16 protein-coding genes are annotated in these 15,628 nt (G+C 74.5%); 4 read left to right on the forward strand and 12 right to left on the reverse strand.

Features of this window, described 5'->3' with window-relative positions:
* Positions 1-14: 14 nt before the first annotated feature.
* The 4 genes from hpt to dacB are packed head-to-tail and all read right to left on the reverse strand — an operon-like array spanning position 15 to position 4,164.
* Positions 15-560 carry a hypoxanthine phosphoribosyltransferase gene (gene hpt, locus PH189_RS16885; RefSeq protein ID WP_274189970.1) on the reverse strand — a complete coding sequence of 182 codons (546 nt, stop codon included), beginning with the start codon at positions 558-560 and terminating at the stop codon, positions 15-17.
* A gap of 14 nt (positions 561-574) precedes the next feature.
* Positions 575-1,573, reverse strand: a complete 999-nt coding sequence (gene tilS / locus PH189_RS16890; RefSeq protein WP_274189971.1) for a tRNA lysidine(34) synthetase TilS — start codon at positions 1,571-1,573, stop codon at positions 575-577.
* 10 nt (positions 1,574-1,583) lie between these two features.
* Complete coding sequence (locus PH189_RS16895; RefSeq protein WP_274189972.1) at positions 1,584-2,657, reverse strand: zinc-dependent metalloprotease; 1,074 nt, start codon at positions 2,655-2,657, stop codon at positions 1,584-1,586.
* 40 nt (positions 2,658-2,697) lie between these two features.
* Positions 2,698-4,164 (reverse strand): D-alanyl-D-alanine carboxypeptidase/D-alanyl-D-alanine endopeptidase, encoded by a 1,467-nt coding sequence (gene dacB, locus PH189_RS16900; RefSeq protein ID WP_274189973.1) that lies wholly within the window; start codon positions 4,162-4,164, stop codon positions 2,698-2,700.
* A 179-nt stretch (positions 4,165-4,343) separates the two neighbouring features.
* Between dacB and PH189_RS16905 the strand changes: the two genes are divergently transcribed.
* Positions 4,344-4,835 carry an inorganic diphosphatase gene (locus PH189_RS16905; RefSeq protein ID WP_274190087.1) on the forward strand — a complete coding sequence of 164 codons (492 nt, stop codon included), beginning with the start codon at positions 4,344-4,346 and terminating at the stop codon, positions 4,833-4,835.
* Between the two features lie 72 nt (positions 4,836-4,907).
* On the opposite strand, the gene PH189_RS16910 is transcribed toward PH189_RS16905, so the two are convergent.
* Complete coding sequence (locus PH189_RS16910; RefSeq protein WP_274189974.1) at positions 4,908-7,619, reverse strand: MFS transporter; 2,712 nt, start codon at positions 7,617-7,619, stop codon at positions 4,908-4,910.
* Positions 7,616-8,140 carry a MarR family winged helix-turn-helix transcriptional regulator gene (locus tag PH189_RS16915; RefSeq protein WP_274189975.1) on the reverse strand — a complete coding sequence of 175 codons (525 nt, stop codon included), beginning with the start codon at positions 8,138-8,140 and terminating at the stop codon, positions 7,616-7,618. The genes PH189_RS16910 and PH189_RS16915 overlap by 4 nt, the downstream gene beginning before the upstream one ends.
* 195 nt (positions 8,141-8,335) lie before the next feature.
* Between PH189_RS16915 and PH189_RS16920 the strand changes: the two genes are divergently transcribed.
* Positions 8,336-9,115, forward strand: a complete 780-nt coding sequence (locus tag PH189_RS16920) for an enoyl-CoA hydratase/isomerase family protein (protein ID WP_274189976.1) — start codon at positions 8,336-8,338, stop codon at positions 9,113-9,115.
* 166 nt (positions 9,116-9,281) lie between these two features.
* The gene (locus PH189_RS16925) at positions 9,282-9,776 is read left to right on the forward strand and encodes a hypothetical protein (RefSeq protein WP_274189977.1); all 495 of its coding nucleotides are present in this window, start codon (positions 9,282-9,284) and stop codon (positions 9,774-9,776) included.
* A 43-nt stretch (positions 9,777-9,819) separates the two neighbouring features.
* Here the strand turns inward: PH189_RS16925 and PH189_RS16930 are convergent, their stop codons facing one another.
* The 3 genes from PH189_RS16930 to PH189_RS16940 are packed head-to-tail and all read right to left on the reverse strand — an operon-like array spanning position 9,820 to position 12,589.
* Positions 9,820-11,031 (reverse strand): acetyl-CoA C-acetyltransferase, encoded by a 1,212-nt coding sequence (locus PH189_RS16930; protein ID WP_274189978.1) that lies wholly within the window; start codon positions 11,029-11,031, stop codon positions 9,820-9,822.
* A gap of 26 nt (positions 11,032-11,057) precedes the next feature.
* Positions 11,058-11,510, reverse strand: a complete 453-nt coding sequence (locus PH189_RS16935) for a MaoC family dehydratase (RefSeq protein ID WP_274189979.1) — start codon at positions 11,508-11,510, stop codon at positions 11,058-11,060.
* A gap of 23 nt (positions 11,511-11,533) precedes the next feature.
* Complete coding sequence (locus tag PH189_RS16940) at positions 11,534-12,589, reverse strand: LLM class F420-dependent oxidoreductase (protein ID WP_274189980.1); 1,056 nt, start codon at positions 12,587-12,589, stop codon at positions 11,534-11,536.
* A 99-nt stretch (positions 12,590-12,688) separates the two neighbouring features.
* Here PH189_RS16940 and PH189_RS16945 point away from each other — a divergent pair, with 99 nt between their 5' ends.
* Positions 12,689-13,132, forward strand: coding sequence for an acyl-CoA thioesterase (locus PH189_RS16945; protein WP_274189981.1), 444 nt, complete (start codon positions 12,689-12,691; stop codon positions 13,130-13,132).
* On the opposite strand, the gene PH189_RS16950 is transcribed toward PH189_RS16945, so the two are convergent.
* The 3 genes from PH189_RS16950 to PH189_RS16960 form a co-directional block, all read right to left on the reverse strand.
* Positions 13,090-13,731, reverse strand: a complete 642-nt coding sequence (locus tag PH189_RS16950) for a flavin reductase family protein (protein WP_274189982.1) — start codon at positions 13,729-13,731, stop codon at positions 13,090-13,092. The genes PH189_RS16945 and PH189_RS16950 overlap by 43 nt on opposite strands.
* 5 nt (positions 13,732-13,736) lie before the next feature.
* Positions 13,737-15,239 (reverse strand): hypothetical protein, encoded by a 1,503-nt coding sequence (locus PH189_RS16955; protein ID WP_274189983.1) that lies wholly within the window; start codon positions 15,237-15,239, stop codon positions 13,737-13,739.
* Between the two features lie 123 nt (positions 15,240-15,362).
* On the reverse strand, positions 15,363-15,533 hold the full coding sequence (locus PH189_RS16960; RefSeq protein ID WP_274189984.1) for a hypothetical protein: 171 nt from the start codon (positions 15,531-15,533) through the stop codon (positions 15,363-15,365).
* Between the last annotated feature and the right edge of the window lie 95 nt (positions 15,534-15,628).

Raw genomic sequence — 15,628 nt, forward strand, 5'->3', positions numbered from 1 at the left:
GGGTGAGTGACGGTTCAGGCGTAGACGTGCGGGTCGAGCGTGCCGATGTAGGGCAGGTCGCGGTAGCGCTCGGCGTAGTCGAGGCCGAAGCCGACGACGAACTCGTTGGGGATGTCGAAGCCGATGTAGGCGACGTCCACGTCGAGCTTGGCCGCCTCGGGCTTGCGCAGGAGGGTGACGACCTGCAGCGACGCCGGCCCGCGCGACTCCAGGTTCTTGCGCAGCCAGGACAGCGTCAGCCCCGAGTCGATGATGTCCTCGACGATCAGGACGTGGCGCCCGGAGATGTCGCGGTCGAGGTCCTTGAGGATCCGGACGACGCCCGAGGACGACGTCGACGACCCGTAGGAGCTCACGGCCATGAACTCGAGCTGCGTGGGCATCGGGAGCTTGCGCGCGAGGTCCGTCATGAACATCACGGCGCCCTTGAGCACGCCGACGAGGACGAGGTCCTGGTCGTGCTCGCCGTACGCGGCGCCGATCTCGGTCGCCAGGTCGGCGATCTTGCTCTGGATCTGCTCCTCGGTGACCAGCACGGACGCGATGTCGCCGTCGTACACCGTTGTCGAGCTCCTCAGCAGATCGGTGGTGGGGCGTGTGGCGCAGTCCCTGCTCCGGCCGCGGCCACGCGCAGCCTGCCACGAGCCCGCACGACCTCCAACCCGCCCGGGAGGGGAGGTGCGCCCTGGCCGCGCCACGCGGCGACGAGCGCGTCGACGGCGCGGAGATGCGCGTCACTGAGCTCCGCGACCCCGGCGGCGTGCAGCCACCCCCGCAGCACCCGCCGCCGGATCGCGGGCGGGTCGACCGCGAGGGCGACGGCGTCGAGGGCGCCGTCGTCGTCGACCAGCTCATGACGACGCCCGTCGGCCAGGGCGGTGAGCGTGGCGTCGTCGTCGGCGAGCTGGGCGGCGGTGCGAGCCAGGGCGGGCGCCACGCCGCCGGCCAGCACGTCCTCGAGCAGGGGAAGGACCTCGTGGCGCAGCCGGACGCGGGTGTAGCGCGGGTCGGCGTTGTGGGGGTCGTCCCACACCGCGAGGCCGGCGGCCGCGCACGCCGCGCGGGTGGTCGCGCGCCGCACGCCCAGCAGGGGGCGGCACCACGGCGGGTCCCAGGCGGCCATGCCCGCGAGCGAGCGAGCGCCCGATCCGCGGCCGAGTCCCAGGAGCACCGTCTCGGCCTGGTCGTCGAGCGTGTGACCGAGCAGCACGGGCGCGTCCCCGTGCTGCTGTGAGATCGAGCGCAGCGCCGCGTACCGGGCTGCCCGCGCGGCGGCCTCGGGCCCGCCGGAGGTGCCGACCTCGACGGCGACGACGTCGGCGCGCGCCGCCCCCAGGTCGCGGAGGAGCGCCGCCGTCCGCGCCGCGTGCTCGTCCGAGCCGCCCTGGAGGCCGTGGTCGACGACGACGCCGAGCACCGGCCCCGGCGCGACGTGGACCGCCGCGGCGGCGAGGGCGAGCGAGTCCGCCCCGCCCGAGCACGCGACGATCACCGCGAACGGGCCGTCCGCTCCCCCGGGCACGGCCTGGCGCACCGCGCGGCGGACCTCGGCCACCGGCTCCGGGACGCGCACGAGCGGGGCGTCAGCCGTGGAGGCGGGCGAGCCAGGCCGCGGGGTCGGTGATCTCCGCGCGCCGGGGCAGGGTGTCCGGCGAGGTCCAGACGGCGTTGAGCCCGTCGAGGCCGACGGCGTCGACGACGTGGTCGACGAACACCCGTCCCTGCTCGTACTGCTTGATCTTGGCGTCGACGCCCAGCAGCGTGCGCAGGAGCCGGTCGACGAGGCTGCCGCCCCGGCGCCGGGTGGTGAAGCGCGCCCGGATCGTGGACACCGACCCGACGACCTCGGGGCCGACGGCGTCCATCACGTGCTCGGCGTGGCCCTCGAGCAGCGTGGTGAGGGCGAGCAGCCGGTCGAGCACCTCGCGCTGCTCCGGTCCCTGGAACATCTCGACCAGGGCGAGCCCGTCGCGCGGCGGGTCGCGGCGCACCGCCCTGACGATCTCGGGCAGGCGGTCGACGGCGCCCGACGCGGTGCGGTCGAACCCGCCCGCGAACGCGGCGACCTCGGAGCGGAAGTGGTCGCGCAACCAGTCGACGGCCGTGAACTGGAGCCGGTGGGTGGCCTCGTGCAGGCAGACCCACAGGGCGAAATCCTCGGCATCGACGTCGAGGGCGCGGCGCGCGGCGACGACGTTGGGCGCGACGAGCAACAGGCGCCCGGCCTTCTCCGGGCCGCCGAACGGGTCGTACTGACCCAGCACCCTGCTGCCGAGGAACGCCAGCAGCGTGCCCATCTGCAGGCCGGCCGCCGAGCGCGTGACGCGGCCGAACGCGTCGCCGACGAGGCCCTCCGGCGCGCGGGGGCCCGGGGTGTCCTCGAGCAGCGTGGCGACGCCGTCGACCGCGGAGCGGATCCACCCGGGCCGGTCGACGACGTCGGCGTCGGGCACGGGCAGGCCGGCGCCGAGCCCGGTGAGCGCCCGCACGTGGCCCTCGCCGACCCGGGCGCCGTCACGCAGCCGCGCGACCTCGATGGCCGCCTCCTCGGGCGTCACCGACGGCCCCGCGGAGACCAGGCGTACCCCGGTGCCGGCGGCGAGGTCCCAGTCGACGGGCAGCCCCGTCGGGGGCGCGGAGGTCAGCTCGGCGGTCACGGTTCCACCGTACGTCGCGCCTCCTCCGCCGGCGGGCCCCTCAGCGGCAGCCGCAGTCGTGCAGCGCCGCGGCCAGCGCGTCGAGGCGCGGTCGGGCGCTGCCCGGGTCGACGCCGTTGCTCATGAAGGAGAAGACGAGCACCCGCCCGTCGGCGGTGCCGACGACGCCGGCGAGCGCGTTGGCGGCGGTGAGCGTGCCGGTCTTGGCGCGGACCCAGCCGCGGCCGTCCGCCGCCGGCGTCCCGGGCGTGTAGCGGTCGGCGAGCGTGCCCCCGCCGCCGGCGACGGGCAGCCCGTCGAGCAGCGGCCGCAGGGCGGGGGTGCGTGGGTCGGTGCCGACGGGGGCCGCGGCGGGGGCGAGCACCCCGGACAGGGCGGTGGCCGGCACGCGGTTGTTCACCGAGAGCCCGCTGGTGTCCGCGAGCGTCACCCCGGCGGTGTCGATCTGCGCCTCGGCGAGCACCTGCGTCACCGCGCGGGCCGCGCCGTCGAACGTCGTGGGCAGACCGACCGAACGGGCGACCTCGCGGCCGAGGGCCTCGGCGAGGACGTTGTCGGAGTTCTGCAGCGCCGTGCGGACGAGCTCGGTGACCGGCGGCGAGACGACCTGCCCGAGTACCGCCGCGCCGGGCGGCGCGGTGCCGACCGTCGCGGTCGGGGCGGTCCCGCCGGCGGCGAGGCGACGACCCAGCTCGCGGGCGGCGTCGGAGGCGGGCGTCGCGGTGCGCGGGACGTCGAGCTGGGTCGGGTCCGAGCGCCCCCCGTCGAGCATCACGGGCACGATCGGCGCGACGAAGCCGCCGGCGACGTCGGTGGGGTCCCACCCCGGCGCGACCCCGTTGCCGCCGCCGTTCTCGTAGCGGGAGACGTCGACGTAGACCCGCGTGACGGCCGGCTGCCCGGCGCGGGCGGCGGTCACCGCCGTGACGAGGTCGTCGAGCCGTGCCGCGTCGGGGTACACGGTCCGTTGCCCGGCCGGAAGCGACGACAGCGTCGGGTCGCCGCCGCCGACGAGCACCACGGAGTCGGGCGTCGGCCCGGCGACGACCGTCGTCGTCCAGCGCATCGTCGGGTCGAGCCGCAGCAGGGCGGCCGTGCCCGTGAGCAGCTTCGTCACCGACGCCGGGACCTGGGGCTCGGAGGACCGACGGTTCCACAGGGTGGTGCCGGTGGCGGGGTCGACGACGGCGCCGGTGAGGTCGCCGAGCGCGGCGGCCCGGGCGTCCAGCGCCGTCGCGAGCCCGGCCTCGGTCGGGACCGGCGCGTCGGCGCCGGCGGCGGCCAGGCGCAGCCGGGGTGTCGAGGGCTCCGGGGGCTCGGCGGCCTCCCCGCCGAGCAGCGAGACGGGCAGCCCGACCGACCGGGCGAACGAGGGCGCCTGCAGCGACGTGCCCACGCCGAGACCGGCGAGCAGGACGACGACGACCGCGAGCGCGAGGAGCGCCGGGATCCACCGGCGACCGGCGGACGACGTCGCGGGATCCGCGCGGTGACCGTCGCCGCTCACGCCCCCGGACCCCTCCTCACCTGCAGTTCACCCCACCCCGGACGAGGGAGAGGTCACGTCGACTCAGGTGACGGTGCACCCCGGTCGGTACCCCACACTAGAGGCCGGGTCGTGGCCCTCCGGCCACGCCGCCGACGAGGCCACGACAAGAGCGAGCACAGGGAGCGGTGAGCGGCACCGTGCAGTTCGACGTACTGATCGAGATCCCCAAGGGGGTCCGCAACAAGTACGAGATGGACCACGAGAGCGGCCGGCTGCGGCTGGACCGGACGCTCTTCACGGCCACTCAGTACCCGGCCGACTACGGATACGTCGAGCACACCCTCGGCATGGACGGCGATCCGCTCGACGCGCTGGTCCTCATCCAGGAGCCGACGTTCCCGGGCTGCCTGGTGGCAGCCCGCGCGATCGGCATGTTCCGGATGACCGACGAGGCCGGCGGCGACGACAAGCTGCTCTGCGTGCCGGCGGGCGACCCCCGCCAGGAGCACCTGCGCGACATCCACCACCTCTCGGAGTACGACCGCCTCGAGATCCAGCACTTCTTCGAGGTCTACAAGGACCTCGAGCCCGGCAAGAGCGTCGAGGGCGCCTCGTGGGTCGGCCGCGCGGACGCCGAGCTGGAGATCAAGGCCTCGCGCAAGCGGGCCGAGGAGCAGGGCACGCACTGAGCCGGTGAGCACGCCCACGCGGCCGCCGGGACCCGGAGGTCCCGGCGGCCGGACGTGACTTGGTGGCGGCGTCTACGGGGCCGACCGCGTGAGGTCGTCGCGGTCCTGCGGTGCCGGCGTGTCCGGCGCCTCGTGGCGACCACCCTCCGGGCCGGGGGTCGCGGGACGCGGCGGGGCCACCGTGAGCGTCACGTCCACCGGGCCGGCGGTGCCGTCGACGACGACCTGCTCGGTGACCGGCGCGAAGCCGCTCGCGGTGAGCATGTGCCGCCCGGGCGCCAGGTCGTCGAGCTGGAAGCGGCCGTCGGCACCGGTGACCGCCGAGGCCACCACGCCGCCGTCGCGTCCGACGAGGACGACCAGCGACTCGGACACGGGCGCCCCGCCCGAGGCCCGCACGGCCCCGGCGAGCGTGTAGCGCGCCACCGGCACCGTCACGTCCGCCCTGCCCCCACCGTCGCCGACCTCGACCCGCGTGGCCCGCGGCGCGCGCCCGGGAGCGAGGACGGTGACCGTGTAGATCCCGGCCGCGACCTCGCCGCCCTCCCAGACGCCCTCGGCGTCGCTGCGGTGCACGCCGACGACACCGCCGGTGGGGTCGGTGACGGTCACGGTGGCGCCGGCGACGCCCGTGCCATCGGGCTCGGTGACCCGCCCGCCCAGGGTCGCCGCGCGGGCGAGGGCCACGTCGCGGCGCACGGGGACGCCGTCCACGGTGACCAGCTCGGCGAAGGGCCGGCGCCGCGGCGAGCTCGCGATGAGCACGTAGGTCCCGGATGCGGGCGCCCGCAGGACGAAGCCGCCGGCGGGGTCGAGATCCGTGCGCTCCACCGGGGCGCCGTCCAGGCCGTGGAGCGAGACGGTCACCTCGTCCTCCGCCTCGACCGTGGCCCCGGTCGTGCCGGTGACGTGGCCGTGCACGGTCGGTCCCGTGGAGCGGCGCGGCGCGGGGCTCGGCGTGTCGGCCGCGCTCGGCGGTCCCCACCCGGGCTCGGCGTCGTGGCGGGACGGCCCGGCGGCCGCCCCCGCCGGGACGGGCGGCGCGGAGGCCGTGGTGTCCAGGGCCGCTGCCCCGGCGGTCGGCCCGCCGACGGCCGCCCCGGTCGTGGTGGGGGTGGCCGCCTGCTCCTCGTCGCGGGCCTGGATGCCCGAGACCGTGCGCAGCGGCAGCTCCCGCATGAACCAGATGAGCACGAAGCCGATCGCCACCACGCAGGCGGCGACGAGGAACACGAGGTCCATCGAGTCCGCGAACCCGACGAGGAACGGCTCGGCGAGGCGGGGGTCCATGCGCTGCAGCACCGAGGAGTCCTGCACGACCTGCGCCGCGCCCGTCACCGGGTTCAGCGCGACGGCGTTGGCCGGGTCGGCCGCCACCGCAGGGTCCGCGGCCGCGGCCTGGAACGCCGGGGTGCCGACGGCGGCGGCGAACGCCGTCCGGATGTTGTCGCCGACGGTGGAGAACAGGATCGACAGGAAGACCGCGACACCGAGCGTGCCGCCCATCTGCCGGAAGAACGTGGCCGACGCCGTCGCGACGCCCATGTCCTTGGCCGGCACCGCGTTCTGCACCGCGAGCACGAGGGTCTGCATGCACAGGCCGACGCCCAGCCCGAAGATCGCCATGAGGACGGCGACCTCGCCGTAGGGCGTGTCCGCATGCAGCCGCAGGTGGAACAGCACCAGGCCGACCGTCATGAGGCCGAGGCCGATCACCGGGAAGATCTTGTAGCGGCCCGTCCGGGAGGTGAGCTGGCCGGAGAGGATCGAGGACACCATCAGGCCGCCGACCAGCGGCAGCATCTCCAGGCCCGCCTGCGTCGGCGAGGAGCCGGTGACGATCTGGAGGTACTGCGGGACGAGCGCGATGCCGCCGAACAGCCCGATCCCGGTGATGATCGCGATGATCGAGGTCAGGCTGAACACCGAGTTGTTGAACAGCCGCAGCGGGAGCACGGCGTCGTCGCCGTAGGCGCGCTCGGCGAGGAGGAACGAGACCAGCCCGACCGCCGCGACGACGTAGCAGACGATCGCCGACGTCGAGGTCCAGCCCCACTCCCGGCCCTGCTCCGCGACGATGAGGATCGGCACGAGCGTGACCGCGAGGGCGATCGCGCCGGGGAAGTCGATGCGGTGGTCGCGGCGGGTGTGCGGCAGGTTGAGCACCCGGAAGACGACGAAGAACGCGACGATGCCGATGGGCACGTTGACGAGGAAGACCCAGCGCCAGCCGGTGATGCCGAAGATCGTGGTCTGGCCCGCGAGGAACCCGCCGATCACGGGGCCGAGCACGCTCGACGTCCCGAACACGGCGAGGAAGAAACCCTGGTACCGGGCGCGCTCCCGCGGCGGGACGATGTCACCGATGATCGTGAGCGCGAGGCTCATCAGGCCGCCGGCGCCGAGCCCCTGGATCGCGCGGTACGCGGCGAGCTCGTACATCGAGGTCGCGATGGTGCACAGCACCGAGCCGACGACGAAGATCCCGATCGCGGAGAGGAAGAACGGCTTGCGCCCGTAGAGGTCGGAGAGCTTGCCGTAGAGCGGGGTCGAGATCGTGGCCGTGAGCAGGTAGGCCGTCGTCGCCCAGGCCTGCAGGTTGAGGCCCTGGAGGTCGTCGGCGATCGTGCGGATCGAGGTCGCGACGATGTTCTGGTCGAGCGCGGCCAGGAACATCCCGAGCATCAGCCCGGAGAGGATGGCGAGGATCTGCCGGTGGGTGAAGCCGGTGCTGCTCGCCGCGGTGGCGGCTGCCGGCGGAGCCGGGGCAGCGGTGGTGCTCATGAAGCCTCCGGGGGAGCCAGCACGGGCGAGGACGCCGCGCTGGAGAGGTGGTGGTTCTCGAAATCGGTGGTCAGCCGGTCGAGGAGCTCGACGAGCCGCAGGCGGTCGGCCTCGTCCCAGTGCGCGGTGAGCGCCCCGATCTCGCGGTTGCGACGGTCGCGGTTGGCCTGGAAGACGCGCAGGCCCTCGTCGGTGGCGGCGAGCAGGGTGGCCCGCCCGTCGTCGGGGTCGGGACGTCGCTCGACGAGACCGGCCCGGACGAGGCCGGCGACCTGCCGGCTGACGGTGGACGGGTCGGAGTGCACCGACTCGGCGAGCGCGTTGGAGCGCCGGGGTCCCTCGAGCACGAGGCGGGCGAGCAGGACGTAGGCCGCCCGCTCGACACCGTCCGGGCCGACGGCCTTGCCGGCCTTCGCCCGCTCGACCGCCCGCATCAGGCGGATCATCTGGTGGCCCAGGCGGTCCGAGACCAGCCAGCGGTCGTCCACCCCCGGCGGTGCCGGGAGCCGCGTGGAATCCATTGCATGCTCCGTACAATCGGTTGCTGACTACAAGCATGCACCCGGCGTCCGTGCTCCCGCCAACCGGGCCCCGATCGAGGACGTCCCTGGGGGGGTCCGGGGCGGGCGGGTTTCCGCGCGAAGGGCACCTTCGGCCGGATAGAGCGGCGACGGGCGCCCTTCGCTGGAACGCGCCGCGCCCTACGGTGGCGAACCGTGAGCAGCGAGCGCGTCACCTACGAGCGCGACGGGCACGTCGCGACGATCACCTACTCCCGCCCCGAGAAGCTCAACGCGATCGACGGCGCGATGCGCGACAGGCTCAACGAGGCGTTCGACCGCTTCCGCGCCGACGACGAGGCGTGGGTGGGCATCGTGACCGGCGAGGGCCGGGCGTTCTGCGTCGGGGCGGACGCGAGCGGCGAGGGCAACCCCGCCGGCGACTTCCCCGGCTCGTTCTGGGAGCGCCCCACGGTCAACTCGTTCGAGAGCGGCTGGGAGATCTACAAGCCGGTCATCGCCGCGGTGAACGGTCACTGCCTGGGCTACGGGCTCACGCTCGTCACCTGGTGCGACCTCGTGATCGCCAGCGAACGGGCGACGTTCGGCTTCCCCGAGGTCCGCCTCGGCATCCCGACGATCGTCGGCGCGATCCGCCTGCCCCAGCGCATCGGCTGGCAACCGGCGATGGAGCTGCTGCTCACCGGCGAGCGGGTCGACGCCGAGCGCGCCCGGGAGATGGGGCTCGTCTCGCGCGTCGTCCCGCACGACGGCCTGCTCACCGAGGCCCGGGCCCTCGCCGATCGGCTCCTCGCCGGCGCACCTCTGGCCCAGCGGGCGATCAAGGAGATGGCCCGCCGGGCGCCGTATCTGGGCGAGACCGACGCCATCCGCTTCGGCGAGACCATGCGCCGCGTCGCGGGCGCGACCGAGGACGCCGCCGAGGGCATGTCCGCGGCGCGCGAGAAGCGCGAGCCCCGCTGGCGGGGCCGCTGAGGTGCGCCTCCGGCGCATGTGAGCACGTCGGAGTGGCTGCTCCGACGTCGTCCTGCACCGGTCGCGCGCGTTCACCCACATCACGGTCGATGACGACCCTCCCCATGTCGGGAAGGCGCACACGATCCTCGACCTGGCCGTCGACGCAGGAGACGCGCGAGAGGCCATGCGGGTCTTCACCTCCCTGGCGGCCGCGGCGCGTGTGCCGGCCCTGCTCCTCGAGGAGGCGATCGAGCTCCGTCGACCACGGCGCTACCTGCGTCCCCTGCGCGATGCCGTGACGCTCCTCCGCGACGGCGTCTGCTCCGTCCTCGAGGCCGATTGGGCGCTCGACGTCGAGCGAGCGCATGGTCTGCCGGCGCCGACCCGCCAGTTCTCCGTGGTCGTCGAGGGGCGCCGGCGCGCGGAGGACCTGCTCTATGCCATGCCACGGGGCGAACTCATCGTCCGCCTCGACGGTTGGCGCCATCAGGCCGACACGACGACGGCACGCAGTGATCGAGCCCGCGACAACGCCGCCGAGCTCGCCCATCGCGCACGGATGACCTTCGGATGGGAAGAGGTGCACCACGAGCCGTGCGAGGCGGCAGTCCTCGTCGGCGTCCGGCTCCGGGAGCTCGGCTGGGAGGACGAGCCTCGGAGGTGCACTTCGTGCATGTGAGCACTTCGGAGTGCCCCAGCACTCCGAAGTGCTCACATGTGCGTCAGCGCACCCGCTCGAAGACCGCCGCGAGGCCCTGGCCGCCGCCGATGCACATGGTCTCGAGGCCGTAGCGGGCCTCGCGACGGTCCATCTCGCGCAGCATGGTCGCCAGGATCCGCACCCCGGTGGCGCCGACGGGGTGGCCCAGCGAGATGCCCGAGCCGTTGGGGTTCACCCGCTCGTCGGTGATCAGGTCGATGCCCCACTCCCGCCCGACCCCGAGGGCCTGGGCGGCGAACGCCTCGTTCAGCTCGATCACGTCGAGATCCGCCAGCGACAACCCGGCCCGGGAGAGAGCCGCCTCCGTCGCCGGCACCGGCCCGATCCCCATCACCTCGGGCCCGACCCCGGCCAGGCCCCACGACACCAGCCGCGCCAGCGGGCGCAGGCCCAGCTGCTCCGCGCGATCAGGCGTCGTCACGATGCACACCGCGGCGCCGTCGTTCTGCCCCGAGGCGTTCCCGGCGGTCACCGTCGCCTCCGGGTCCTGCTTGCCCATGATCGGCTTGAGGGTCGCGAGCTTCTCCAGCGCCGCGTCCGGGCGGATGTGCTCGTCGGCCTCCACGACCGTGTCCGACTTCCGCCCGGGCACCGTCACCGCCACCAGCTCCTCGGCGAAGCGCCCGTCCTTGACCGCCGCGGTCGCCTTCTCGTGCGAGCGCATCGCGAGCCGGTCCTGCTCCTCGCGCCCGATCGAGTACCGCTTCCGGACGTTCTCGGCGGTCTCGATCATCCCGCCCCACACCGGGTGGTCCTTGCCGCCGGCGTGCACGCGGCCCTCGGCCAGCGCGTCCTTCATCTGGAAGCCGCCCGCCTTGGTGCCCCAGCGCGGCGCCTGGGAGTAGTACGTCGCGCCCGACATCGACTCCGCACCGCCGGCGAGCACCAGCGACGCCCCGCCGGTCTGCACCGCCATCGCCGCGTACAGCACCGCCTGCAGCCCCGACCCGCAGCGCCGGTCGACCTGGATCCCCGGGACCGTCACCTCGAGCCCGGCGTCCAGCGCCGCCACCCGCCCGATCGCCGGGGCGTCCATCGTCGGATAGCAGTGCCCGAACGCCACGTCGTCCACGTCCTCGGCCCGCAGACCGGTGCGCGACACCAGCTCGCGGATCACCGTCGCCGCGAGCTCCTGGGCCGCCACGTCCCGCAGCGCCCCGCCGAAGCCCCCCACCGGGGTCCGCAGGGGCTCACAGATCACCGCATCGGCCACGGCCGACCTCCTCGACAACGACAGAGCTAGTACGCGTAGCGCAGGATGACCTCGGCGACGCACGCCGGCTTGGGCCATCCCTCGATCTCGACGGTCCCCCCGATGGTGGCCTGCACACCGTTCGGGACGTCCGTGACGTCCACCAGGCGGCAGTGACCTCGCACACGGGAGCCGACGGGCACCGGGGCCGGGAACCGGACCTTGTTCAGCCCGTAGTTCACGGTCATCGAGACGCCCTCGACCTTGAAGGTGTCCCACCCGAACTTGGGCATGAGGGCGACGGTGAGGAAGCCGTGCGCCACGGTCCTCCCGAACGGCCCCTCGGCGGCCGCCTCCGGGTCGACGTGGATCCACTGGTGGTCGTCGGTGGCGTCGGCGAAGGTGTCGACGCGCTTCTGGTCGACGGTGACCCAGGGGCTGGTGCCCAGGTCCTCGCCCACCGCACCGCGCAGTTCCTCGATGTCGGCGAACACGCGCATGGGGAGCTCCTAGAGGTTCGGCCCTACAGATTGGCGCAGAGTTCCTTGGCCTGCCCCACCAACGACACCCGCTCGGCGGGTGTGCCGGCGAGCGGCGTGACATTGATCGTGGTGATGCCGGCGGCGGCGAAGGCCTGCAGCCGCTCGGCGACGTAGGAGCGCGGCCCGATCAGCGACATCGCCCGGACGAGCTCCTCGGGGACCGCCGCCGCGGCGTCGTCCTTCTTGCCGTCGAGGTAGAGGTACTGGATCTTCTCCGCCTCCTGCTCGTAGCCGTAGCGGCGGGCGACGTCGTTGTAGAAGTTCTTGCCCTTCGCGCCCATGCCGCCGACGTAGAGCGCGACGAACGGGCGCATGCCGTCGAGCATCGCCTGCGCGGTGGCCTCGTCCTCGGTGATGCACAGCGAGGCCTGGAGGTAGACCTGGAGGTCGCCGAGCGCCGGGTCGCGCTTCGCCTTCCCGGCCTCCAGGGACTCGCCCCAGATCTCGTGCGCCCGCTCGGGGACGAAGAAGATCGGCAGCCAGCCCTCGGCGACCTCGGCGGTCAGGGCGACGTTCTTCGGCCCGATCGCGGCGAGGACGATCGGGATCCGGTCGCGCACCGGGTGGTTGATGATCTTCAGCGGCTTGCCGAGGCCCGTGCCCTGGTCGGCCGGCAGGGGGATCGAGTAGTACTTGCCGGAGTACTGGACCTTCTCGCGGCGCCACACCTGCCGGCAGATGTCGACGATCTCGCGGGTGCGCCCGAGCGGCGCGTCGTAGCGCAGGCCGTGGAAGCCCTCGATGACCTGCGGCCCGGACGCCCCGATGCCGAGGGTGAACCGGCCGTTCGAGACGTAGTCGAGGCCCGCGGCGGTCATCGCCGTCAGCGACGGGGTTCGCGTGTAGATCTGCAGGATGCCCGAGGCGATCTCGACGGTGCTCGTGCGCGCAGCGATGTACCCGAGCTGGCTGACCGCGTCGAAGCTGTAGGCCTCGGGCACGAAGACGATGTCCAGCCCGGCTGCCTCGTGCTCGGCCAGCTCCGCGACCGTCTCCTCGAAACCGCCGCTGTAGTTCAGGCCCATCCCGATCCGCACGCTGCCTCCTCGCTCCGCGCCCGACGCCCTGGCCGTCCCGCCGGGGCAGCCTGCCACGATCGCCCGGATCATGGAGCCGGCGGAGGCGAGGGCGCGAGGGTGTTCACGACGACGGTGACGGTGCGCGGCTACGAGACCGACGCGAACGGGCACGTCAACCACGCCGTCTACCACCAGTACGGCGAGCACGGGCGCACGGAGTTCCTCCGCGTCGCGGGGCTCGACGTGCCGGACCTGACGGCCGCCGGCCTCGGTCCGGTGATCCTCGAGTCCACCGTTCGGTTCCTGGCCGAGCTCCGCGTCGGCGACGTGGTCGAGGTGGCGCTCGACGTGCGCTTCGGCGAGGGGAAGACGTTCCGGATGGACACCGAGCTCCGTCGCGGCGAGCAGGTGTGCGCGACGCTCACCGGCGTCATGGGGCTGCTCGACCACGCCACCCGACGGCTCGTCGCCGACCCCCGCGGACGGATGCTCGCGCTGGCCGACCCGGAGACCGGCCCTCAGCTGCTCGGCGAGCCCTCCGAGGCAGCCCCTGAGAAGTGACCGGGCCACTCGTCGTAGCGGATGCGCGGGGTGGCGAGCACCTCGCCGAGGGTGGACCACTCGGAACCGCCGAGACGGGCGATCGGCGCGAGCCGCCGGGCGTCGGGACGTCCGTCGACGAGCGCCTCGGAGTCGACGACGGCGTGCACCACGCGGCCGAGCACGAGCGTGCAGTTGCCCAGCGGGACGGTGCGCTCCAGCCGGCACTCCAGCGCCACGGGTGACTCGGCGATCCGCGGGGTCGCGATGTGCGACGACGGTTCGCGGGTCAGCCCCGTCGCGTCGATCTCGCTCTCGTCCGCCGGGAAGTCGGTGGCCGTGGCGTTGATCTCCTCGATGAGCTTCTCGGGCGTGAGGCACACCGTGAACTCGCCCGTGGCCTCGGCGTTGCGCAGCGAGTCCTTCTCCCCCACCGAGGTGAACTGCACGATCGGCGGGTCGGTGCTCGCCACCGTGAAGAAGGAGTGCGGGGCGAGGTTGTCGACGCCGTCGGCCGACCGCGTCACCACCCAGGCGATCGGCCGCGGCACGATCACCTGGGTCAGGAACTGGTAGAAGCGGCCGGCGCCCAAGGCGTCGGGGTCGAAGTCGGTGCGCACGCCGGTCAGTTACCCGGGAGCAGGCCGCTCGGCACCAGCTGCGGGCGCTCCGAGGTCGTCGTCCGTGACGACGAGGTGCTCCCCGTGGTGCTGGTCGGCGTCTCCTCACCGGACGTCGTCGTGCCCTCCGGCGCGTCGCCGCTGGTGGTGGTCTCCGGTGCGGACGTCGACGTCGTCGGCTCGGCGGTGCCGAACACCTGCCCGAAGCTCGTGCCCGACTCGCCCCCCGAGATCGGCGAGCCCTTGACCCGCTCGATCCCGGTGATCGCGAGCATCGCGATGAGGAAGATCAGCAGCGCCGTGGCTGCGAGCACCCCGTAGCGCTTCCAGGGCGTCCGGCGCGGCGGGTCGCCGTCGTCGCCGTCGTCCGGGTCGTCCGGGCCGCCGGGGACACCGTGCAGGACGGTCGGGTCGCCGTCGGGCCCGCCCATCATGCGGGTGCCGGGACCGACGGCCTGCGTGGCGTCGTCGCCGATCGCGCGGGTGCGGGGGTCGACGGCCTGGGTGGCGTCGTCGCCGATCGCGCGGGTCGGGTCGTCGCCCGGTCCGACGGGACCGCCGCCCGGTCCAGCGCCCATGGCCATCGTGGCGGGCGCCGCCCCGACGCGCGCCGCGCCGCCACCGATCACGACGGTGGGCTGCTCGTCCGGCCCGGCCCCCCGGCCCGGGGCCCCGACGGCCACCGTGCGGCGCTCGTCGGCCCCGTCCTCGGGCTCGCCGGGACGCCCCGGTCCGCGGCGCGCCTTCATCCGGCTGCGGACGTGGTCGCGGGTCCGCTCGACGGACCGCTGGTAGGCCGCGTCGCCGACGGTGGTGATGACCGCGGCGATCCCGGCGCCGGCCACGGTGCCCGCCGCACCGCCCATGAAGGAGCCGGCCCCCGCGGTCAGGATCGCGGCGAAGGCCTGGCCGGAGACCTTGATCGCCGACAGCGGATTTTCGGACGCCGCCGCGGCCCCCGCCGGGCGGTGGCTCGTCGGCTCGTCGCCCGGCTCGCTCGGCCCCGGCTCGCGCGACACCGGCGCGACGGAGGTGCGCTGGTCGTCGGCCGGCGTGCGCCACGGCCGGTCGTCGACAGCCCCGCCGTACGGCGCCGCGGGCCCTCCGTGACCGCCGTGGCCCGGAGGTCCCGGCGCCCCGGGCGGCGGCCCGTACCGGCCGGGCGGCGGGCCCTGCTGTGGGCCCTGCTGTGGGCCCTGCGGAGGCATGCCCGGCGGGGGCGGGCCCTGCGGCGGCATGCCCTGCGGTGGGCCGTACCGGGGTGGGCCGGCCGGCGCACCGTGGCGGCCTCCCTGCGGGCCGGGCTGCGGCGGCGGCCAGGGCGCTCCGGGCGGTCCACCGGGACCGGGTCGCCCGGATCCTGCGGGCGCCGCGCCGGGTCCCTGCGGTGCGGCGGGATCGGCGGCGTCGGAGCCCGACGAGCCCTGCGGGGCGTTGTCCGCGTCCGGCCCGGGGGCGGAGTGGCGCCCGCGTCCGGAGCCGTCCGGGGGTCCGGATTGCTCGCTCATCCCTGCCCTCGCTGACCTCGGCGACCGGTCCCGCGCCCGGACGTGACCGAGTCACCAGGGTGCCCCACGGCCCGGTCCGTGCGTGGGCCGGGCCCTCGGCGACCCCGCACCGGAGGCGTCCGGTCAGCCGCCGGAACGCCGGTGACGGCCGCCGGTGCCGCGGAGCATGACCGGCCGGGACGGCCGGGACTCGCCCCCTCCGGAGAGGTCCTCACGGAACGCGCGCCGCTCGGCTCCACGATCGGACCGGCCGAGGGCCCGGCGGACTTCCTCGTAGATCGGCGTCTGCATCATGCGCGGCACCCTACGACTCCGCCGACGACGCCCGACGGCCACTCCGGCCACACCCACCCGGGGTTTCACACCCCCGCTGAGCTGGGGACACGTCC

Origin of the sequence: Actinomycetospora chibensis (genome assembly GCF_028737215.1) — a bacterium.
In the GTDB taxonomy this organism is placed as follows: Bacteria; Actinomycetota; Actinomycetes; order Mycobacteriales; family Pseudonocardiaceae; genus Actinomycetospora; species Actinomycetospora chibensis.